General features: G+C 70.6%; 15 protein-coding genes. 9 read left to right on the top strand and 6 right to left on the bottom strand.

Features of this window, described 5'->3' with window-relative positions:
- Positions 1 to 36: 36 nt before the first annotated feature.
- Positions 37 to 1,275, bottom strand: a complete 1,239-nt coding sequence (locus CTJ15_RS13305) for a hypothetical protein (protein WP_076970439.1) — start codon at positions 1,273 to 1,275, stop codon at positions 37 to 39.
- On the bottom strand, positions 1,272 to 2,366 hold the full coding sequence (locus CTJ15_RS13300) for a hypothetical protein (protein WP_126281884.1): 1,095 nt from the start codon (positions 2,364 to 2,366) through the stop codon (positions 1,272 to 1,274). The genes CTJ15_RS13305 and CTJ15_RS13300 overlap by 4 nt, the downstream gene beginning before the upstream one ends.
- A 95-nt stretch (positions 2,367 to 2,461) precedes the next feature.
- Between CTJ15_RS13300 and rfaE1 the strand changes: the two genes are divergently transcribed.
- A complete protein-coding gene (rfaE1, locus tag CTJ15_RS13295) occupies positions 2,462 to 3,937 on the top strand; it encodes a D-glycero-beta-D-manno-heptose-7-phosphate kinase (protein WP_019462003.1) in 1,476 nt (491 codons plus the stop codon).
- Positions 3,938 to 3,994: 57 nt separating this feature from the next.
- Here rfaE1 and CTJ15_RS13290 read toward each other — a convergent pair whose 3' ends face one another.
- Positions 3,995 to 4,960 carry a glycosyltransferase family 8 protein gene (locus CTJ15_RS13290; RefSeq protein ID WP_019462004.1) on the bottom strand — a complete coding sequence of 322 codons (966 nt, stop codon included), beginning with the start codon at positions 4,958 to 4,960 and terminating at the stop codon, positions 3,995 to 3,997.
- 413 nt (positions 4,961 to 5,373) lie between these two features.
- Here CTJ15_RS13290 and dgt point away from each other — a divergent pair, with 413 nt between their 5' ends.
- Together dgt and CTJ15_RS13280 are read left to right on the top strand one after the other, a co-directional pair.
- Positions 5,374 to 6,735 carry a dGTP triphosphohydrolase gene (gene dgt, locus CTJ15_RS13285; RefSeq protein ID WP_058389334.1) on the top strand — a complete coding sequence of 454 codons (1,362 nt, stop codon included), beginning with the start codon at positions 5,374 to 5,376 and terminating at the stop codon, positions 6,733 to 6,735.
- Between the two features lie 126 nt (positions 6,736 to 6,861).
- Positions 6,862 to 7,992, top strand: coding sequence for an N-acetylmuramoyl-L-alanine amidase (locus CTJ15_RS13280; protein WP_099781614.1), 1,131 nt, complete (start codon positions 6,862 to 6,864; stop codon positions 7,990 to 7,992).
- A gap of 48 nt (positions 7,993 to 8,040) precedes the next feature.
- Here CTJ15_RS13280 and CTJ15_RS13275 read toward each other — a convergent pair whose 3' ends face one another.
- Positions 8,041 to 9,177, bottom strand: a complete 1,137-nt coding sequence (locus tag CTJ15_RS13275) for an acyltransferase (protein ID WP_019462007.1) — start codon at positions 9,175 to 9,177, stop codon at positions 8,041 to 8,043.
- Between the two features lie 456 nt (positions 9,178 to 9,633).
- Here CTJ15_RS13275 and CTJ15_RS13270 point away from each other — a divergent pair, with 456 nt between their 5' ends.
- The 3 genes from CTJ15_RS13270 (at position 9,634) to CTJ15_RS13260 (ending at position 14,826) form a co-directional block, all read left to right on the top strand.
- Positions 9,634 to 12,189, top strand: a complete 2,556-nt coding sequence (locus tag CTJ15_RS13270) for a penicillin-binding protein 1A (protein WP_058389332.1) — start codon at positions 9,634 to 9,636, stop codon at positions 12,187 to 12,189.
- Positions 12,190 to 12,309: 120 nt separating this feature from the next.
- The gene (gene prfB, locus CTJ15_RS13265; protein ID WP_019462009.1) at positions 12,310 to 13,440 is read left to right on the top strand and encodes a peptide chain release factor 2; all 1,131 of its coding nucleotides are present in this window, start codon (positions 12,310 to 12,312) and stop codon (positions 13,438 to 13,440) included.
- A gap of 102 nt (positions 13,441 to 13,542) precedes the next feature.
- Positions 13,543 to 14,826 carry a DUF2254 domain-containing protein gene (locus CTJ15_RS13260; RefSeq protein WP_075822228.1) on the top strand — a complete coding sequence of 428 codons (1,284 nt, stop codon included), beginning with the start codon at positions 13,543 to 13,545 and terminating at the stop codon, positions 14,824 to 14,826.
- A gap of 394 nt (positions 14,827 to 15,220) precedes the next feature.
- Here CTJ15_RS13260 and CTJ15_RS13255 read toward each other — a convergent pair whose 3' ends face one another.
- A complete protein-coding gene (locus CTJ15_RS13255) occupies positions 15,221 to 15,820 on the bottom strand; it encodes a nitroreductase (protein WP_019462670.1) in 600 nt (199 codons plus the stop codon).
- Positions 15,821 to 15,975: 155 nt separating this feature from the next.
- Here CTJ15_RS13255 and CTJ15_RS13250 point away from each other — a divergent pair, with 155 nt between their 5' ends.
- The 3 genes from CTJ15_RS13250 (at position 15,976) to CTJ15_RS13240 (ending at position 19,361) form a co-directional block, all read left to right on the top strand.
- Positions 15,976 to 17,070 carry an FUSC family protein gene (locus CTJ15_RS13250; RefSeq protein WP_083755480.1) on the top strand — a complete coding sequence of 365 codons (1,095 nt, stop codon included), beginning with the start codon at positions 15,976 to 15,978 and terminating at the stop codon, positions 17,068 to 17,070.
- 234 nt (positions 17,071 to 17,304) lie between these two features.
- On the top strand, positions 17,305 to 17,667 hold the full coding sequence (locus CTJ15_RS13245) for a DUF485 domain-containing protein (RefSeq protein ID WP_019462671.1): 363 nt from the start codon (positions 17,305 to 17,307) through the stop codon (positions 17,665 to 17,667).
- Positions 17,667 to 19,361 (top strand): cation acetate symporter, encoded by a 1,695-nt coding sequence (locus CTJ15_RS13240; RefSeq protein WP_019462672.1) that lies wholly within the window; start codon positions 17,667 to 17,669, stop codon positions 19,359 to 19,361. Before CTJ15_RS13245 ends, CTJ15_RS13240 begins: the two co-directional genes overlap by 1 nt.
- 108 nt (positions 19,362 to 19,469) lie before the next feature.
- Here CTJ15_RS13240 and CTJ15_RS13235 read toward each other — a convergent pair whose 3' ends face one another.
- A complete protein-coding gene (locus CTJ15_RS13235; protein WP_075822356.1) occupies positions 19,470 to 20,261 on the bottom strand; it encodes a ferredoxin--NADP reductase in 792 nt (263 codons plus the stop codon).
- Between the last annotated feature and the right edge of the window lie 4 nt (positions 20,262 to 20,265).

The following is a 20,265-nucleotide window of genomic DNA, read 5'->3' as shown; positions in this document are numbered from 1 at the left end:
TCCATGCTCCTGGATATGCGCCTTCCGCCGCCGCCGTCAGCCCCGCCGGTGCTGGATGGCGCGGCCCTGGAAGAGCCGGATGCCCATCTTCCAGCCCCAGGCGATGGCGGCGGCGCCGTCGCAGCCCGCCAGGACCAGCTCCGTCCGCCGGTCCTCCAGTACTGTCCGCAGCATCCCGGGGGCGGCGGGCAGGTCTGGCGAAAAGGGGATTCGCAAGGTGGCGATGCCGAGTCGCGCCGGACGGAAGGCGGCCAGCAGGCCGGGCTCCGGCACCTCCAGCGCCAGGCGGTAGCCGCGGGCCAGCAGGAAGCGGCGCAGCAGCGGCACCTCGCCCGGGGCCGCGAGCACCTCCAGCGCCGGAAGGCCGAGGGTCAGCAGCGGCTTCAGCGCCGGGGGGAGCATCGCGTCCAGATGCAGGAAGGCCGGGCCGGATAGGGCCGCGAGGGAGAGCGGCAGGTGCAGCGGCCGGGGGCTGCCCTGCCAGTCGCGGCGCGACAGCAGGGTCGCCAGCAGCCGGGCGGCGAGCAGGTCGCCCAGATGCGCGGCCAGGGCGGGGCTGGCCGAGGCGTCGCGGCCGCCCAGCAGGCGCTCGGAGACGCTGGCCGCGATCGGTCGCACATCCTCGCGCACCGGCTCCAGCCGGCCTTCCTCCGGGATCAGCCGGCAGACGGATTGCCGGGCGTGCAACGGCCAGACATCGGCGTGGCGCAGCGCCCGTTCCGCTTCCGCCAGCCCCACCGGGTCCAGCGGCCGGGCATCGGCGGGCGGGGCGGGGGGCTGGCGCAGGCCGAGGCTTTCCTCCAGCGCGGCCAGGACGCTCACCGCCTCCTGCGGCAGGCGCATGGTGCGCAGGACCTGCCCCAGCATCACCTCGGGCAGGGCGCCTTCCAGCGCCGCACGGGTGGTTTCGGCGATGCCGGCGCCAGGGCCGGGCGGCGCCACCACCGCGAGATCGCCGTTCGGCAGGTGGAAGCTGCGCCCGCGCGGGCCCACCGGCGGGGTCGCGGCCTCCCGCAGCAGGCGGCGGTGGTGCGGGCGGTCCAGCCCCGGCGGCAGCGTGGAAAGGCGAAGCCAGACCACGTCCCGGCGCGAATCGCTGGCGGTGCAGTGATGTACCAGCGCGGCGAGGTCGCGGGCCGTGCCGGCCTCGCCGCCGGGCAACGCCTCCCGGCGGCCGAGGGAGGGAGGCGGAGGATGGCCCGGGGGGTGGTCCAGCGGCTGGTCCAGCGGCGGCGCACTGGCCGGCTGCCGCGGCGTGGCGAGGGACAGGCTCACGGCGCTTCCTCCTGCGGAATCAGGCGTTGCGGGGCGGCGCAGCCGGAACGCGCGCGGGGCGACAGGCCGGCGGCGCTGGCGGCGCAGGTGGCGGTGCTGCAATCCTGGCGGAAAGCACAGTCCCGCCGCCGCACCACGGCCAGCAGGCGCGAAGGCTGGGCTCCCGTGAAGCGCCCGATGCCACGGGACAGGCCCCAGGCCAGGGCGGCCTCGTCCTCCACCTCGTCCAGCACCAGGCGGCCGGGGTCCAGGGCCGCGATGCTGTCCGGCGGCAGGGCGGCCAGGCCCGGCGTCCAGCGCAGGTGCAGCGCCGCGCCGGGCAGGTTGCCCGCGTCGCAGAGCGCCAGGGAGGCGGCCTCCAGCCCCGACAGGGCGAAGGGCAGGGAGGGCACCGGACCGGCCAGCACGGCCAGGGGCAGCACCGGCAGGAGCGGCAGATCCCCCGGCCAGCCGGGGAGGGCGGCGAGGTCGGCGGGCCGCATGTCCAGGTGCAGCGGCACCGCCGGCACGGCGCCGAGCAGGGCCTGCCGTTGCGCAGGGTCCGCCAGGGCCTGGAAGGCACGGTGCATCGTGTCCTCGCCCATATGGCCCAGCAGGTGCGGGGGGAGGCCCTGCCCCAGGCGCAGCAGGCCGGCGCGGGAAGGCTTCAGGTGCAGCCCGGCGAGTCGCGGCAGGCCCCCAGGGGCGAGGCCGACGATGGGCAGGCGCTCCAGCACTTCCTCCAGGAAAGGCTGCGGCACACGCTCCGGGGCAGCCATGCCCGGGGCGCCCGGCTGAAGCGGGGGGCCATGGGGCGGGGCGGCGGCCAGCGGCTGGGGCCCGGGCGGGCATTGCGGCCGGCGGGACAGGCTTTCGGCGCCCAGCACGCGCCAGAGGCCGGGCATCAGGCGGTCGAGCAGGGCGGGCGCCGCGCCGAGCAGCAATTCGCCGCTGGCGAGTTCCCGCAACGATCCGCCTTCCGCGGCGGCCTCGGCCAGGAGTGCCCGTCCCAGCCGCCGGTGCAGAGGGCTGCGAGGGGTCAGGACAAGCCATTCCAGGGCGGTCCGCGGGCCCTCGGGGCGTGTCGCGGAGGGGAGGGAAAGGGGCTGCATCGCCCCGCAGGTTGCCGCCGATGCGCTTAACGCAGTCCTTACGCGGCGGGAGCAGCCTTGTGTCGGGCCGTAACCCTGCGCTACCGAGATGCCGCATGAACGGCCACCTGCCGGAATCTCCGGTTTCCCACGACCTCGCGGAGGCCGTGCGTAGTCTCAAGCGCGCTTCGGTCCTCGTGGTGGGCGACGCGATGCTGGACCGCTTCGTCTATGGTCGCGTGGCCCGGGTCTCGCCCGAGGCGCCGATCCCCGTGCTCACCGTGGACCGGGAGGTCGCCATGCCCGGCGGCGCCGGGAACGTGGTGCGCAACCTGACGGCGCTCGGCACGCCCACCGCCTTCCTGTCCGTGGTCGGCGACGACCAGGCCGGATCGGACCTGACCGCGCTGATCGGCGGCCAGAGCGGTGTGGAGCCCTGGTTGCTGGTGCAGGGGGGGCGGGCCACCACCACCAAGACCCGCTTCGTCGCGCAGGGGCAGCAGCTTCTCCGCGCCGACCATGAGAATCCCGAGCCGATCCAGGCGCGCCTCGCCGACAGGCTGCTGCGGATCGCCCAGGACACCATCGCGGCGACCCGGGTGATGGTGCTCTCCGATTACCGCAAGGGGGTGCTGTCCGGGGATATCCCGCAGCGCCTGATCGCCGCCTCCAAGGCCGCCGGGCGCAAGGTGGTGGTGGACCCCAAGGGTCTGGACTACAGCGTCTATGCCGGGGCGGACTTGGTGACGCCGAACCGCAACGAGCTCCGCCTCGCCACCGGCCGCTCGATCGAGAGCGAAGGCGCGCTGGTGGATGCCGCCCGGTCCCTGCGCCTGCAGCACGGCTTCGGCGCCGTGCTCGTGACCCGGGCCGAGGACGGCATGACCCTGGTGCAGGCGGACGGGGTGCAGCATTTCCCCGCCGAGGCACCGGAGGTCTATGACGTCTCGGGCGCCGGGGACACGGTGGTGGCGGTGGTGGCCGCCGCCATGGCCGCGGGCCTGCCCCTGGAGGTCGGCGCCCGCCTGGCGAACATCGCCGCCGGGATCGTGGTCGGCAAGGTCGGCACCGCCGTGGCGCGGGAAGAGGATATCGCCGAGGCGCTGAAGCCCGAGCGCGGCACGCTGCGCAAGGTGGTCTCGCGCGCCGCCGCGGCCGAGCAGGCGGAGCGCTGGCGGCAGAGGGGCTACCGGGTCGGCTTCACCAATGGCTGCTTCGACCTGCTGCATCCCGGCCATGTCCACCTGCTGGAACAGGCGCGGTCCTGGTGCGACCGGCTGGTGGTGGGGGTGAATTCCGATGCCTCGGTGAGCCGGCTCAAGGGGCCGACGCGGCCGATCCAGGGGGAGGCGGCGCGTGCCGCCGTGCTGGCCTCGCTCGCCACGGTGGATCTCGTCGCGGTCTTCGAGGAGGACACTCCGACCGAGCTGATCCGGCTGGTCCGCCCGGACGTGCTGGTGAAGGGTGCCGACTACACGGTCGACCAGGTGGTCGGCGGCGACCTGGTGCAGGAATGGGGCGGCGAGGTGAAGCTCGCGGAGCTGCTGCCCGGCAATTCCACCACTGCCACGGTGGCGCGCATCAAGGGCTGAGGCGGCGGAACGGCCTTCCCGCGCCCCTCGGGGCGGGAAGGGGGCCTGCGGCCCGCGTCAGCCGATCGCCGGGTCCACGTTCACCCGGCTGCGCCGGCCCAGCGCGGTGCGGGCCATGCGGCAGAGATGCGGGAAGTGCCAGTTGGCGCGTTCCTTGAGCTTCTTCATCCGCAGGGCCTTGCGGATGACGTTGCTCATCGTCTGGTCCGCCGGCGGGCGGGCCCAGGGGGTGAGGCGCGCGGCCTCGTGGTACCAGCTCTTGTAGTGGGGCTCCTGCATGTAGAACCAGGGCTTCGAGCTGCCGGTGTAGTGGATGATCTTGGGCGCGCGGCGGAGTTCCTGGAACTCCTCCTCGGAGAGCCCCATCTCCGCGGCCGAGAAATCCGCGAAATTGGGCTGGAAGTTCCAGCAGGCCGGGACGGAGGCGATCCGGTCGCGGAAGACGTTGTTGATCACATCCTGGTCGTGCGCGGTCAGGTGCTCGGCATTCTCCACGGTGAAGGTCAGCAGGGCAGGGAGGACGTTGTCCTCGCGCCACTTCCGCACGTTCACCACCAGCACGCCGGAGTTGTAGTAGGTATCGTCCTTGTCGAAGCCCGGGTGATAGGCCTTGTAGGGCTCGGGAACGGCCGCGAGATAGGCGTCCTCCAGCGGGGTCTCCCAAAGCGCCCGGATGTCGTCGCGGACGATGATGTCGCTGTCGAGATAGACCACCTTCTCGATCGAGGGATCGAGGAATTCCGTGACGAAGAGGCGCAGGTAGGCGGAGACGGTGATGTGCTTGCTGACCGGCAGGTTGGTCTTCACCTTCTGCAGGTCGAAGCACACGAACTCCACGGTCGCGTTCCGGTGTTCCGCCACGAAGCGCGCGATCTGCTGCTCGCTTGCCGCGTTGCGTTCCGTCGAGCAGACGATCAGACGGAAAGTGTTGTCCGGATTGCTGGACAGCAGCGAGGCCATGGTGGCAGCCATGTAGGGGAAGTACCGCGCATCGGCACAGAACAGGACCGGGATCTTCTCCAAGACATGCGCTCCTAAATAGCCAAAGATTGCCAAAAAACTGAACTCGGGTCGATTTTTTTCTGGTGCTGAAGCACGCTTGGGACAAGGATCAAATTAGATACGATGCCGAAATTTTCACTGACTTGGGTGCCAGTGCCGAGTCCAGACCTCTTCTAGTGTTTGCACCGCACCAAAGCAAACCAAACCGGTGCGAATTCCATAATGATACTGTGACTAATTTCTATGGGGTTGCTGAGCGAATTCTACAATCAACTGATGGTTGTTTCCAGCCCATTCCAGAAGGGCCTTCGGCGTTTCTTCACACGCCGCCATGATGCTGTGGCGCCTCGATTTTTTCGCCGATCCCCGCGCCGCCTCTGGCCAGCGGCCGGACCGCGCTGCTACTCCCGTCCGGGCGACAAGGAGGTTGCCCCTTGCACTGGATCACGCTGCTGGATACGCGACGCCTGGGTCCCGGCAGCATGTCGCAGGAGGAACTTTTCCCCGGCGACGACGAGCCGGACGGCAACCCCTTCCAGACGGATGGCGACCGGATCGTCTTCTCGCGGCCCTTCCGACGCCTGCAGCAGAAGACCCAGGCTCACCCACTGCCCTTCAACGCGCATGTGCGCAACCGGTTGGTCCATACGCTGGAGGTCGCGGCGGTCGGCCGTTCCCTGGGCTATGCTGTCGGCGTCCGGCTGGGGGAGGAACTGCGGGCCACCGGCCGCTCGGCGGACGACCTGGGCTATCTCGTCCATGCCATCTGCCTCGCCCATGACATCGGCAACCCGCCCTTCGGCCATGCCGGGGAGGAGGTGATCGCCGCCTGGATGAGCCGCTGGCTGCGGGAGGTGGGGGAGGGGAGCGGGCTGGAGCTCGATCCGGACCTCGCCTATTTCGACGGCAATGCCCAGGGCTTCCGGGTCCTCACCCGGGCGGACGGGCATCGCGGCGGCGGCGGGCTGCGGCTGACCGTGGCGACGCTGGGGGGGTTCCTGAAGTACCCCTGGGAGGCCGGGGACCCCCGCGCCGCCCGCGACGGCGTGCCGGGGGTGAAGTTCAACGTCTTCGCCACGGAGCGAGGCATCTTCGAGGAAGTGCGCAACGCCTGCGACCTGTCCGGCCCGCTGCCGCGCCACCCGGCGGTCTGGCTGATGGAGGCGGCGGACGACATCGTCTATACCCTGGCCGACCTGGAGGATGCGCTGGAGCTCGGCATCCTGCGCTTCACCGATTACGCTGCCATCGTGGCGCCTTTGGCCGAGGTCTCCATGGCCCGGCTGGAGCGGGAGGCGGACGAGGGCGGCCGCGTCACCCTGCTGCGCACCCTGGCCATCCGCCGCCTGCTGCGCGCGGTGGCGGAGGTCTTCATGGCGCACCGGCAGACCATCCTGGGCGGGGCGCTGCGGCCCGGGGAAAGCCTGACCCGGCTGATGGGTCCGGTGGCGCCGGCGCTCTTCGACGCCCTCGGCATCGCCGCGCGGCGGACCGAGGAGGTGGTCTATTTCAACGCGCGCAAGGTGGAGTTCGAGATCGGCGCCCATGACGTGCTGGGCAAGGCGCTGAGCGTCTTCGTGCCCGCCTGCCTGGCCTTTGCCCGGGCCAATGGCGATGCGGCGAGGCTGAACCTGCGCGAGCGCCAGGCGCTGTCCCTGCTGCTCGACTACCATCCCCGGCCGGGAATGAGCGCCAGCGAGGTGATGCGCTGCGCCGTCGATTTCGTGGCGGGGATGACCGACAGCTATGCCTCCTGGCTGGCGGCCAAGCTGCGGGGGCTCGACACCCGGGTCTGATGCAGGTTGCCTTCGCCGGGCCGCAGGGGTGTGTCCTGGCGGCGACAGCGCCACTCGTCCCGGCTGCGAAAACGTCGAAAGCCTGGCCGGCCTGCGCTAGGTTGCCCCGCAGGGGGACTATTGGAGATGGATGGACAGACCGGCCGGCGCGGCTTCCTGCGCTTCGGCCTCTCCATGCTGGCGATGGGGCTCGGGGGGGCCTCCATCGCCGGACCGGCGCTGGCGCAAGCCGTGGCCTTGCGCGCGGACGGAAACGGGGCACGGCTCACGCTGCCGCTGGGGCCCACGGAGCGATGGCGGCTGACCGCCACGGCGCGGCCGGCGCGGCTGCGCCTCCATCTGCCCGGCGGGTGGAAGGGTCCGAATCGGCTGGCCGGCGCCGGGCCCGTGCGGGGCGGGCGCTGGGATGCCCGTTCCGGTTCCCTGCTGCTGGACCTGGAGGGGCCGGTGGCCGCCCCGGGGGTGGACCGGCAGGGCGGCAGCCTGACGCTGACCGTCCGGCCTGGGAGCAGCGCCGGCTTTGCCCGCCTGGCGCGCAGCCGCACGGTGGCGGAGGGTGGGCCCGCGGTCGCCCGGCGCAGCCTGCCGGTGGTGGTGCTGGACCCGGGCCATGGCGGCAAGGACCCTGGGACGATCGGCGTTTCGGGCACCTATGAGAAGCGGGTGGTGCTGGCGACGGCGCATGAGCTGCGCAAGCGGCTGGAGGCGAAGGGGCTGTGCCGGGTGGTGATGACCCGCTCGAACGACACCTTCATTCCCCTGGCCGGGCGGGTGGAATTCGCCCGCAAGCGCAATGCCGTGCTGTTCATGTCCATGCATGCGGACAGCGCGCCGGGGGCGCGGGGGGCCAGCGTCTATACCCTGTCGGACCGGGCGACGGACGCGCTCTCGGCCGGGTTGGCGAAGCGGGAGAACGCGGCGGACGCGGCCGCCGGGCTGCACCTGCCGCCGGTTTCGCCGGAGGTGGCGCGCATCCTGATGAGCCTGGTGCGGCAGGAGACGCGGCAGGGTTCGGACCAGATGGCCCAGTTCGTGGTCGGTTCGCTGCGCGGCGACGTGCCGCTGCTGCCGAACACCCACCGGCAGGCAGCCTTTGCCGTGCTGAAGGCGCCGGACATCCCGTCGGTGCTGGTGGAGATGGGCTTCCTCAGCAATGCCTCTGACGAGGCGGCGCTGAACCGGCCGGCGCACAGGGCCAAGCTGGCCAGTGCCCTGGCCGATGCCGTGCACCGCTTCATCGCCAACCGCACGGCCTGAGGACGACCTTCCAGCCCCGCGCGAGGTCATGCGGGACCGGGACAGGCGTCACATCGTGTTGTCGGCCATGGCCACGGCCGGCGCGTCGCGGCGGCGCGGCATGCTGTCCGCGAGGCGGCGGCCGAGGGCGATCATCGGCTTCTCGACCCAGTGGTAGGTAAGGGCGCTGATCCCCACGGTGATGCCCATCACCACGGCGATGTAGAGATGCGCGCCATAGGGGATGGGGAAGGGCGCCAGCCCGATCATCGAGGAGAGGCCCCAGATCGGCGACTGCAGCAGGTAGATCGAGTAGCTCACCGCACCAAGCCAGGCGAGCGGCCGCAGGTTCATGCGCAGGACGGTGGTGCAGAGGGTGAAGAACGCCAGGCTGGCGTAATAGGTCACCAGGTACCGCCACCACGTCTCGTTGTAGCCGAAGTCGTGGTTGTAGGCGAGCAGGCAGATCGGCGGCAGCAGGACGGCGAAGGCCAGGAGAGCCTGGAAGGAGGCGCGGCGCGCATCGGGGCGGTCCTCGATCACGTAGCCGCGCCAGAGGCAGCCGAAGAACATCACCGAGAGGGCCAGCGGCAGGGCCACGGGCAGCTTGATGACCAGGGCGTAGCGCAGCACCGCGAGGGCGAGCCCGGCGGCGAGGAAGGCCATCACCGCCAGGAACTGGGACCGGACCGAGTCCAGCCGGCCGCCGAGGAAGAGGCCGAGACAGAGGACGTAGAAAACCATCTCGATCTGCAGGGTCCAGGCGACGCCGTTGATGTCCGGGAAGCCCATGAAGCCCTGGACCATGGTCAGGTTGGCCAGGATGGTCCGCAGCGGCCAGTCGTGTCCCTGCATCACCGCCACCAGGAGGCACAGGGCCAGGGCCAGCCAGTAGAGGGGGTAGAGCCGGAAGAAGCGGCTGAACAGGAAGCGCCGCACGGGGGCATGGCCGCCGCGGGACAGGCTGATCGGCACGATGAAGCCGCTGATGGTGAAGAACAGCACCACCGCCGCCTTCCCCAGGTCCAGGCCCAGGGTGAACAGGTCCATGACCGGCGCCTCACCCGGCGACAGGGGCAGGCCCTGCTCGCGGATCGCCATGGCCATGTGGAAATAGCCTACCGCCAGGGCCGCCAGTCCGCGCAGCGCGTCCAGGTAGTCCAGACGCGGCTTCGGGCGCGGGGCAGGGTTTTCCGCATTCGCCATGGAAGGCGCCTCGCTTGATAGTGGGGCAGACATTAGCCGCAATCTCGCAGGTGCGAAAAACTATTAAACAGCCTGGTGACACTTTTTGAGATTCCGACGCCGTGCTAGCCTTTGCGCCCACTGGCGGCAAGCTTTCTGTACACCTATCTGCGGATCACTGCTGCGAGAGGGCCGGCCATCCGGCAGAGATGGGGCGCCACGGCACGCGGCGGGGATCGGTGCTCTGGCGGAATGCGGGTTCCGGTGTCGGTCCTGCCTCGCTTATCACACGCCCGTCCGCGGGCCATGGAAGCCGGCTACCCGGCGCAGGGCGAGGCCATCCGGGGGAGCGGCTTCCCGCAGGTTCCGGTCCGGAGGCCGTCCTGCGGGGTGCGCCGCACAGCAATGCGTGATCGGGGGTGTCCCCGGCACAGGATGCGCAACACCGGCGGGGCGCGAGCATGTATTGGGGCGACGATGAGTGATGACAGCCAACGGGAGCGCGCTCCCCTGAGCAGCGACGCTCCGCAGCAGGACGGCCGGGACGGGCGCCCGCGGCCCGGCCGGGACAGGCGCGCGCGCCGCGAGGCACGGCAGGCCCGGCCCCGCCACCGCTGGCTGCGCCGCATCCTCGGCGGCATCGTGGGCCTGGCGCTGGTCTGCGTCGTGGTGGGCGGCATCGCCGCCTTCGCGCTGTGGGAGACCGCCACCAAGGACATGCCGGACTACAAGTGGCTGGCCGACTACCAGCCGCCGCAGATGAGCCGGATCTATGCCTCGGACAGCCAGCTGATGGCGGAGCTGGCGCTGGAGCGCCGGGTCTTCGTGCCGATCGAGGCGATCCCGCCGCTGTTGCAGCAGGCCTTCATCTCCGCCGAGGACCAGAATTTCCGCAGCCATGGCGGCGTCGACCTGCTGGCCATCGCGCGCGCCGCCGTGACCAACCTGGAGCAGCTCGGCTCCGGTCGGCGGGCGGTCGGCGCCTCGACCATTACCCAGCAGGTCGCCAAAAACATGCTGGTCGGCAACGACCGCACCATGCTGCGCAAGGTCCGTGAGGCCATCCTGGCCAACCGGATCGAATCGACCATGTCCAAGGACCGCATCCTGGAGATCTACCTGAACGAGATCTTCCTGGGGCAGCAGTCCTATGGCGTGGCCTCCGCCGCCTGGAACTACTTCAACAAGAGCCTGAGCGACCTGAGCATCGCCGAGATGGCCTTCCTGGGCGCGTTGCCCAAGGCGCCGAACAACTACAACCCGGTACGCTATCCCGAGGCCGCCAAGGCCCGGCGCGACTGGGTGATCGACCGCATGGCCGAGGACGGCGCCATCACCCAGGCCCAGGCCGAGCAGGCCAAGCGGGAGCCGATCCGCCCGCAGAACCGGGGCCGGCCCGAGGTCCTGGCCGTGGGCCGCTACTTCACCGAGGAGGTGCGGCGGGAGCTGCTGGCCCGCTTCGGCGACGAGCAGACCACCATGGGCGGGCTCGTGGTCCGCACCTCGCTGGAGCCGAAGCTGCAGCAGGCGACCGAGGACGCGCTGCGCCGGGGGCTGCTGGAATATGACCGGCGCCGGGGCGGCTGGCGCGGCCCGGTGACCCAGATCTCCGCCGCAGCCTCGGAATGGATGCCGGCGCTGGAGGCGCTGCCCCGCCCCGCCGGAATGCTGCAGGAATGGCGGCAGGCCGTGGTGCTGGACGTGAAGGACCGCGAGGCGCGGGTCGCCTGGCTGGAGCGCCCGCCGGGCAGCCAGGCCTCGCAGCCGCGGCAGGCCACGCTGAGCTTCTCCGATGTCAGCGGCTGGGCCCGGCCGGTGAATGCCCAGGGCCGGATCGGCGCCGCGCCACGCCGCATGGCGGATGTGGTGAAGGCGGGCGACGTCGTGATGGTGGAGCCCGCCGGCAGCGGCCGGGCGCAGCTGCGCCAGGTGCCGCAGGTCGAGGGCGCCGCCGTGGCGCTGGACCCGGCGACGGGGCGCGTGCTGGCCATGACCGGCGGCTTCTCCTTCGACAAGTCGGTGTTCAACCGCGCCACCCAGGCGATGCGGCAGCCGGGCTCCTCCTTCAAGCCCTTCGTCTATCTGCCGGCGCTGGAGATGGGCATCCCGCCGAACCAGCAGCTGCTGGACGCGCCGCTGGAGATCATGACGCCGCAGGGCCCCTGGCGGCCGGGCAACTATTCCGGCCGGGCCTCGGGCGGCTATGTCACGATGCGGACGGCACTGGAGAAGTCGCTGAACCTGCCGACCGTGCGCATGGCGCAGGAGATCGGCATGGACAAGGTGGCCGATTCCGCCGCGCGCTTCGGGGTGATCCAGAACATGCCGCGCGTGCTGGCCATGTCGCTTGGCGCCGGGGAAACCACGGTGCTGCACATGGCCGGCGCCTATGCCTCCTTCGTCAATGGCGGGCGGCAGGTGACGCCGACCCTGATCGACAGCGTGCAGGACCGGCTGGGCCGGGCGGTCTGGCGCAACAACATCCGCTCCTGCGCCGGCTGCGACGCCGATGTCTCGGCCGGTCCGCCGGTGCTGAAGGACGAGCGCAAGCAGATCACCGACCCGATCGCCGCCTACCAGATGGTGAACATCCTGACCGGCGTGGTCGAGCGCGGCACCGGCACCGCCGCCGGCAAGGGGCTGGACCGGCCGGTGGGCGGCAAGTCGGGCACCACCAACGACTTCCGCGACAACTGGTTCGTGGGCTTCACCCCGGACATCGTCGTGGCGGTATGGATGGGCTTCGACGACAGCCGCTCGCTCGGCAATGGCGAGGCCGGCGGCGGCAATGCCGCGCCGATCGTGCACGACATCCTGGCCGCGGCGCTGAAGGATAGCCCGCCGGTGCCCTTCCGCGCCCCGCCCGGCGTGGCGCTGGTGCGGATGACGGATTTCAACGGCGCGCCGATCACCGAGGCCTTCCGCCCCGGCACCGAGAACAGCGCCCGGGCGCCGCTGGGCGGCGGCGGCGGCGGCAGTGGAGACCCGCCCACCGCTTCCGCCGTGGACAGCAGCCTGGGCGGGCTCTACTAGACCCGCTTCCGTCCCGCCCCTCGCCAGGGGGGCGGGGCGTGCCTTGGAAGACCATATCGTATGAGACGCGGCCCGTGCTCCCGGTTGGGGGGCGGAGGGCCGCGCCAGTCGGGGCCCCCCATGCGTGCCGATGCCGAAGCCCTGAAGGGCCAGATCGAAGAATCCGTCAACCTCCTGCGCCGCCACCTGGACTGGGACGCGGCGACCGTGCGGCTCACCGAGCTGAACGCCCGGGCCGAGGACCCGACGCTGTGGAACGACGCCGACGAGGCGGGCCGCGTGATGCGCGAGCGCGGGCGGCTGGCCGACCAGATCGAGGGCGTGGCGCGGCTGCAGCAGGATGTGCGCGATGCGCTAGACCTGATCGAGCTGGCCGAGGCCGAGGGCGATGCCGCCACGGCCGATGCGGCGGTGGCGGATCTCAAGGCCCTGGCGGCCGAGGCCAAGCGGCGGGAGATCGAGAGCCTGCTTTCCGGCGAGGCGGATGCCAACGACGCCTTCCTGGAGGTCAATGCCGGGGCGGGCGGCACCGAGGCGCAGGACTGGGCCGAGATGCTGCGGCGCATGTACACGCGCTGGGCGGAGAAGCGCGGCTACAAGGTGACCATCACCGAGGAGAGCGAGGGCGAGCAGGCGGGCATCAAGTCCGCCACGCTGCAGATCAGCGGCCCCAACGCCTATGGCTGGCTGAAGACCGAGAGCGGGGTGCACCGGCTGGTGCGCATCTCCCCCTTCGACGCGGCGGCGCGGCGGCAGACCTCCTTCGCCTCGGTCTATGTCTATCCGGTGATCGACGACCGCATCGAGATCGAGATCAACCCGGCCGACCTGAAGACGGACACCTTCCGCGCCTCCGGCGCCGGCGGGCAGCACGTGAACAAGACGGAATCCGGCGTGCGCTTCACCCATATCCCTACCGGGATCGTGGTGGCCTCGACCCAGGACCGCTCGCAGCACCGCAACCGCGCCATCGCCATGGATATGCTGCGCGCCCGGCTCTACGAGCTGGAGCTGAGCAAGCGCGAGGCCATCTCGGCCGGCGTCGAGGCCAGCAAGACGGATATCGGCTGGGGCCACCAGATCCGCTCCTACGTTCTCCAGCCCTACCAGATGGTGAAGGACCTCCGCACCAGCGTGGAGAAGGGCAACCCGGCCGCGGTGCTGGATGGCGACCTGGACGAGTTCATGGCGGCCGCCCTGGCCCAGCGCGTCGGCGGCACCCGGTCCGAGGCCAGCGCCTCCGCCATCTGACCTGGGCCTTTCCCCTGCAACGCTTGCCCCGCCTCCGGCGTCTTTGCCGTGACGGGAGGAGGGGGGAGAGGGGATGCGGCACCGCTGTTCGGCCCTGGCGGCATGACCGTCCGGCTGCGGGCCTGGATGGAAAGCCTCCAGGAAGTCTTCTGGCTGCGCCCCGCTGTGCTCGTGACGCTGGGCATCGTGGCGGCGGAGGTCCTGGTCCGGCTGGACGGGGCCTTCACGGACCACGAATGGGTGCCTTCCGGCTGGATCTATGCCGGGGGCGAGAGCGGCGCCCGGGCGCTGCTGGGCGCCATCGCCTCCTCGGCGATCGGCGTGGCGGGCACGGTCTTCTCCATCACCATCGCCGCGCTGTCGCTGGCCTCCGGGCAGATGGGTCCCAGGCTGCTGCGGAACTTCATGCGCGACCGGGGCAACCAGATGGCCCTGGGCATCTTCCTCGGCACCTTCGCCTATGTGCTGATGGTGCTGCGCACCGTCCGCTCTGTGGAGGAGGACGCCTTCGTCCCGCATCTGGCGGTGACCGGGGCGCTGCTTCTGGCTCTGCTCTGCGTCGCGACCCTGGTCTGGTTCGTCCATCACATCGCCAGCGGCATCAATGTCGAGACGGTGATCGAGGATGTCCACCACGAGCTGGTGCAGACCATGGACCGCCTCCTGCCGCGGGAGGAACCGCCGGGACCCGGCACGGTGCGGCCGCCCGAGGGTGGCAGGCCCGTCCGGGCGACCGGCGGGGGCTATATCCGCTCCCTGGACACGGAGGGGCTGGCCGACTGGGCGGCGGAGAAGGGGCTCGTCGTCACCCTCCTCATGCGGCCCGGCGAGTATGTGAGCCAGGGCATGGTGCTGGCCGAGGTGGCGGGCGAGGCGGACGGGGGGGAGGCCAGCGGGCAGGTCTGCGGCGCCTTCATCCTGGGCGACCGGCAGGCGGCGGGACAGGACCTGGAATTCGCCGTGCGGCAGCTCGTGGAGGTTGGCGACCGCGCGCTTTCGCCCAGCAGCAACGACCCCTTCACCGCCATCGCCGTGATCAACCGGCTGGTGGACATCCTGTGCCGGGTCGCCGACCGGCCCATGCCGTCGCCGGTGCTGTTCCGGGAAGGGCGGGCCAGGGTCTTCCGGCGCGTGACCACCTATGACGGGCTCTGCGACGCCATGTTCCATATCCTGCGCCAGGACATGGCGGGCAGCGCCCCGGTCCTGATCCACCTGCTGGAAAGCCTGGGCCGCGTGAGCGGCGTGGAGCACCGCCCGGAGCGGCTGGCCGCCCTGCGCCGCCATGCGGGGCTCGTGCTGGAGGCCGGGCGCCGGACCATCGAGGACCGGGCGGGGCTGGCGGATTTCGAGCGGCGGCGGGCGAGCTACTTTCCGACGCTGTAGAACGGTTCCGTGTGGCGCTTCGCGGCGGCCCGCCGGGGAAGAGGCGCCGCCTCTCGCCCCGGACCCCCTCTCCGTCGGGGACCGAAGCCGGTCCCCGGACCCCGGGCTTGCGTTGGCGCCTGCGGTGGACGTTGTTCTGCGGCCTGATCCCCGGGAGCAGGTGGCGACGCGGGTTGCCCGAAAAGGAGAAAACATCGTGTCCGCGCTGGTGACATCGGCAGTTCGCCGGAGAGCGATGCTCTCCGGCGCGATCCGGCATCAGCGGGCGCCAGCGAACGGGAGGTCCAGGACCCTCAGGGTCCTGGCGGATAGGGGGTCCGGGGGAAAGGCGGAGCCTTGCCCCCGGGGAAGCACGGCGCTGGACGCAAGGCGCCGCGGGAAGCGGCGTCCCGGATCAGCCGGCCCAGTCCGTCACATGCGCCGACAGTTCCGGGCGGCGGGACGGCCGGACCTCGCCGTCCGGCGTGCCCACGAAGACGTAGCCCAGCAGCCGTTCGCCCTCGCCCAGGCCGAGGCGGCGGGCCAGAATGGAGTCGTAGCCGTTCGCCCCGGTCAGCCAGATCGCCCCGAAGCCCTCGGCGTGGAAGGCGTTCAGCAGGTTCATCACCCCGGCCCCGACCGTGAGGATCTGCTCCACCTCGGGGATCTTGCCTTCGCGGATATGCGCGGCCACGGCGATGGTGAGCGGTGCGTTCAGGATGCGGCCGCACTGCTTGTCGATCATCGGCTGCGTCACCGAGGGGTCGCGGGCGCGCATTGCCTCCTCGACGGCGGCGGCCCAACGGGTCCGCGCCTCGCCCCGGATCAGCACGAAGCGCCAGGGATGCAGCCCGCCATGGTCCGGCGCGCGCAGGGCGGTCTCCAGGATACGGTGCAGCAACTCGCCTTCCGGCCCCGGCGCGCGCAGCAACTGGGCCGGGATGGAATGGCGGGTCAGCAGGGCCTCCAGCACCGGCGAGGCGGTTCCGGAGGAAAGCGGGCCAGGGTCGTTCATCGCGGGGTTCCCGGGTAGTGGCGGCGGGCAAGACCGGCAGCGGGCGTTCCAGACCGGTACGGTCTTTTTTGCGCCTTTCCCGCCACTGCGCAAACCGCCGCTTGCAACGAAGCGTCCCGGCAGGTCTTTTGCCTGGAAGCACCGGCCGGGGGACCATGCCTGGATTTTTCCGCCAGCGCCGCCTGCCGGACCTCCAGCCGCCAGGCACGATCTTCCACCTGGATTGGAAGGCCCGGCAGATCCGCATCGCCTGGCTCTGCCTGCCGGCGCTGGCGCTGGTTCTGGTCGCCGGGTTGCTGAGCGGACGCCCGTCGGATGGGCTGGTGGCGGCCAGCGGCGCCATGACCGTTGGTTTCGGCGCGTTGCAGCGCTTCTCGCGCGGCTGGGCGATGCCGATGCTGGTGGCGATGCTGGGGATGGCGGCCTCGGCCACCGTGGGCTCCCTGGCGGGACAGTGGCTGCCGCTGCTTCTCCTGATCAGCGGCCTCTGGGCGGCGGCCTGCGGCCTGCTGACGGCGGCCGGGATCGGTGCCTGGTGGCTGGGGCTGCAATGGAACATCGCGCTGGCGGTGGCCAGCGCCTTTCCGGCCAGCCTGGAGAACGCGCTGGGCCGGGGGGGCCTGATCCTGGTGGGTGGCGCCCTGCAGTGGGTGATCCTGGTGGCCTGCCGGCGCTACCTGCCCTCGCCCCGGAGCTGGCCTTCCGACCTGCAGATCCCGGAACTGCTGGAATCCCTGCGCCTCCTCGCCAGCCGCCGGAATCCGGACCAGGGCTATGCGCTGCGGCTCGCCTGCGCCGCCATGGGAGCCGTGCTGGCCAGCCATCTGGCGAACCTGCCGAACGGCTACTGGGCTCCGATGACCGCGGTGATGGTGCTGAAGCCGAAGCTGGATGAGACCTATTCCCGCGGTCTGCAAAGAGTGGCCGGTACCCTGCTGGGGGCAGGAGGCGCGACCCTGGTGGCGGCGATGCTCCAGCCTGGCCTATGGGCCCTGGCGCTGCTGATCCTGGCCATGGCCTGGGCGAGCTATGCCCTGCAAAGGGTGAACTACGCCGCGCTTTCCACCGCGATCAGCGCCTATGTGGTCTTCCTGCTCGCCCTGGTGGCCATGCCGGAGCCGGAGGCGGCGAGCCACCGCATCCTGGCGACGCTGGTGGGCAGCGGCATCGCCGTCGCGGTGGACCTGCTGGGATGGCTGTGGGCAGGCCGGAGTGGGGAGGGCCAAGATGGGAAGGGGCGGGATCCTTGACCTTGCCGGTCCGGAATGTGTCGCGTCTCTGAAACAGTTTCGCTGGGCGATCGCGCGCCACGCTGCCGCGGAGAGGGGTCCTCGGCCCTTTTCGCGATTGACCCTGTCGCCATGCCGAACGAACATGGCAGGGTCCGAACCAGAGCGCCTTCTGCGGGCAGAGCCCGCGAGGCCGGCCACTCTGAAAACCGCCACAGGAAAACGGGCCACAGACCCGCGAATCGAGGAAACATAATGGCGATCCCGCTGGGAACCACGATACCCGTCACCGATGCCGCCGGGGCCGATGCCGGGGACAGCGAGGTCAACCGCATCCTGCGCAACCCGACCTTCCAGGAACTGGTCAAGGCCCGATCCGGCTTCGCCTGGACGCTCTCCATCGTGATGCTGGTGATCTATCTGGGCTTCATCCTGCTCGTGGCCTTCGCCCATGGGCTGATGGCCACCCCGATCGCCGGGGGTGCTACCTCCACGGGGATCATCCTGGGCCTGGTGGTCATCGTCTCGGCCTTCGTGCTGACCGGCATCTATGTCGCGCGCGCCAACACGCGCTTCGACGAGATGACGCAGCGTTTGCGCCAGGAGCTCGGCCGCTGATGCGCCTCCTCAAGCTCCTCACCGTCACGGCCGGAACGCTCGCCCTCGGCCTCGGCGGCATGGCCTGGGCCGCGGACGCGATCTCCGGGCCGGTGCAGCGCCAGGCGCTGAACTGGGCGGCGATCGTCATGTTCGTCGCCTTCGTGGCGATGACGCTGGTGATCACCTACCGCGTCGCCTCGCAGAACCGTTCGGCCTCCGACTTCTACGCGGCGGGCGGCGGCATCACCGGCTTCCAGAACGGGCTGGCCATCGCCGGAGACTACATGTCGGCGGCTTCCTTCCTCGGCATCTCCGGCCTGGTCTTCGCCAGCGGCTTCGACGGGCTGATCTATTCCATCGGCTTCCTGGTCGGCTGGCCCATCGTGCTGTTCCTGATCGCGGAGCGGCTGAGGAACCTCGGCAAGTTCACCTTCGCCGACGTCGCCTCCTTCCGCCTCGACCAGACCAGCATCCGCATCCTCTCGGCCAGCGGCACGCTGGTGGTGGTGGCCTTCTACCTGATCGCGCAGATGGTGGGGGCGGGCAAGCTGATCCAGCTGCTCTTCGGGCTGCAATACCTGTACGCGGTGGTGATCGTCGGGCTGCTGATGATCGTCTATGTGGCCTTCGGCGGCATGAAGGCCACGACCTGGGTGCAGATCATCAAGGCCTGCCTGCTGCTGGTCGGCGCCACCTTCATGGCGCTCGCCGTGCTCTGGCATTTCGGCTTCAACCCGGAGCGCATGTTCGCCGCCGCCGTGCAGGTGCACCCGTCGGGCGTCAGCATCATGGCGCCGGGCAACATGGTCGCGGACCCGGTCTCGGCGATCTCGCTGGGCCTCGCGCTGATGTTCGGCACGGCCGGGCTGCCACATATCCTGATGCGCTTCTTCACGGTGTCGAACGCGCAGGCGGCGCGCAAGTCGGTCTTCTACGCGACCGGGCTGATCGCCTATTTCTACATCCTGACCTTCATCATCGGCTTTGGCGCCATCACCTTCCTGATGAACGACCCGGTCTACTACACCAACGGGGCATCGGGCGTTTACAACAAGATCACCGGCCTTCTGGGCGGCACCAACATGGCGGCGGTGCACCTGGCCAACGCGGTGGGCGGCTCGCTCTTCCTGGGCTTCATCTCCGCCGTGGCCTTCGCCACCATCCTGGCCGTGGTCGCGGGCCTGACGCTCTCGGGCGCCTCGGCGGTCAGCCACGACCTCTATGCCAGCGTGATCGCCCGCGGCCGCGCCACCGAGAAGAAGGAGGTGCGGCTGTCGAAGATCTCCGCCGTGGTGATCGGCCTCGTCGCCATCTATCTCGGCTATATCTTCGAGAACCAGAACGTCGCCTTCATGGTGGGCCTCGCCTTCGCCGTGGCGGCGAGCTGCAACTTCCCCGTGCTGCTGATGTCCACCATGTGGCGCGGCACCACCACCACGGGCGCGCTCTGCGGCGGCCTGCTCGGCCTTGTCGCGGCGGTGGTGATGGTGGTGCTGAGCAAGGCGGTCTGGGTGGACACCTTCCACCATGCCGCCGCGCTCTTCCCCTACGACAACCCGGCGATCTTCTCGATGCCGCTGGCCTTCGCGGGGATCTGGGCCTTCTCGAAGATGGACAACAGCCTGCGGGCACGGCGCGAGATCGCGTCCTTCGACGCGCAGTACGTGCGTTCGGAGACCGGGATCGGTGCTTCCGGGGCCCACGTCCACTGACCGCGCGGCCGGGGAGGGTATCCCTCCCCGGTCCCGGGCGGCAGGAACGGAAAAGGGGGATGGCCCGCCGGCCATCCCCCTTTTCCGTTCTCTTCCGGTGGCGAGCGGCTACTTCTCGACGAAGGCCTTCTCGATCACGAACTCGCCCGGCTCGTGCTGGCTGCCTTCGTGGAAGCCGCGCCCCTCCAGGATCTTGCGGCAATCGGCCAGCATCTCCGGGCTGCCGCAGAGCATGACGCGGTCATGCTCCGGCGAGATCGGCGGCAGGCCGAGATCGCCGGTGATCTTGTCGGAGGTGATCAGGTCGGTGACGCGGCCCTGGTTGCGGAAGGGTTCGCGCGTCACGGTCGGATAGTAGAGCAGCTTGTCGCCGATCACCTCGCCGAGGAACTCGTGCTCCTTCAGCTCCTCCTCGATCAGCGCGCGATGGGCCAGCTCGTCCACCTGGCGCACGCCATGGACCACCACGACACGCTCATACTGGTCATAGGCCTCGGGCTCGCGGATCAGGCTCAGGAAGGGGGCGAGGCCGGTGCCGGTGGAGAGCAGCCAGAGGGTCTTGCCGGGGCGCAGGTTGCTCAGGATCAGCGTGCCGACCGGCTTGCGCCCGACCAGGATCTTGTCGCCCGGCTGCAGGTGCTGCAGGCGGGAGGTGAGCGGTCCGTCCGGCACCTTGATGGACAGGAAGTCCAGCTCCTCGTCCCAGGGGGCGGAGGCGATGGAATAGGCGCGCAGCAGCGGCCGCCCCTCGACCATCAGGCCGATCATCACGAACTGCCCGGCCTGGAAGCGCAGGCCCTGGTCGCGTGTCGTGCGGAAGGAGAAGAGCCGGTCGGTCCAGTGATGCACGGACAGGACCGTCTCGTGGAAGAAGGCGGCGTTGGGTGCGGGGGCGTTCATGGCG

Origin of the sequence: Roseomonas sp. FDAARGOS_362 (genome assembly GCF_002754815.1) — a bacterium.
In the GTDB taxonomy this organism is placed as follows: Bacteria; Pseudomonadota; Alphaproteobacteria; order Acetobacterales; family Acetobacteraceae; genus Roseomonas; species Roseomonas mucosa.
This window is presented reverse-complemented; position numbering and strand designations above follow the sequence as displayed.

What these genes read in the sequence shown, in the direction of transcription:
- CTJ15_RS13300 (WP_126281884.1), bottom strand. Translation starts at nt 2,366, where the DNA reads ATGCAGCCCCTTTCCCTCCCCTCCGCGACACGCCCCGAGGGCCCGCGG.
- rfaE1 (WP_019462003.1), top strand. Translation starts at nt 2,462, where the DNA reads ATGAACGGCCACCTGCCGGAATCTCCGGTTTCCCACGACCTCGCGGAG.
- CTJ15_RS13280 (WP_099781614.1), top strand. Translation starts at nt 6,862, where the DNA reads ATGGATGGACAGACCGGCCGGCGCGGCTTCCTGCGCTTCGGCCTCTCC.
- CTJ15_RS13275 (WP_019462007.1), bottom strand. Translation starts at nt 9,177, where the DNA reads ATGGCGAATGCGGAAAACCCTGCCCCGCGCCCGAAGCCGCGTCTGGAC.
- CTJ15_RS13270 (WP_058389332.1), top strand. Translation starts at nt 9,634, where the DNA reads ATGAGTGATGACAGCCAACGGGAGCGCGCTCCCCTGAGCAGCGACGCT.
- prfB (WP_019462009.1), top strand. Translation starts at nt 12,310, where the DNA reads ATGCGTGCCGATGCCGAAGCCCTGAAGGGCCAGATCGAAGAATCCGTC.
- CTJ15_RS13260 (WP_075822228.1), top strand. Translation starts at nt 13,543, where the DNA reads ATGACCGTCCGGCTGCGGGCCTGGATGGAAAGCCTCCAGGAAGTCTTC.
- CTJ15_RS13255 (WP_019462670.1), bottom strand. Translation starts at nt 15,820, where the DNA reads ATGAACGACCCTGGCCCGCTTTCCTCCGGAACCGCCTCGCCGGTGCTG.
- CTJ15_RS13250 (WP_083755480.1), top strand. Translation starts at nt 15,976, where the DNA reads ATGCCTGGATTTTTCCGCCAGCGCCGCCTGCCGGACCTCCAGCCGCCA.
- CTJ15_RS13245 (WP_019462671.1), top strand. Translation starts at nt 17,305, where the DNA reads ATGGCGATCCCGCTGGGAACCACGATACCCGTCACCGATGCCGCCGGG.
- CTJ15_RS13240 (WP_019462672.1), top strand. Translation starts at nt 17,667, where the DNA reads ATGCGCCTCCTCAAGCTCCTCACCGTCACGGCCGGAACGCTCGCCCTC.
- CTJ15_RS13235 (WP_075822356.1), bottom strand. Translation starts at nt 20,261, where the DNA reads ATGAACGCCCCCGCACCCAACGCCGCCTTCTTCCACGAGACGGTCCTG.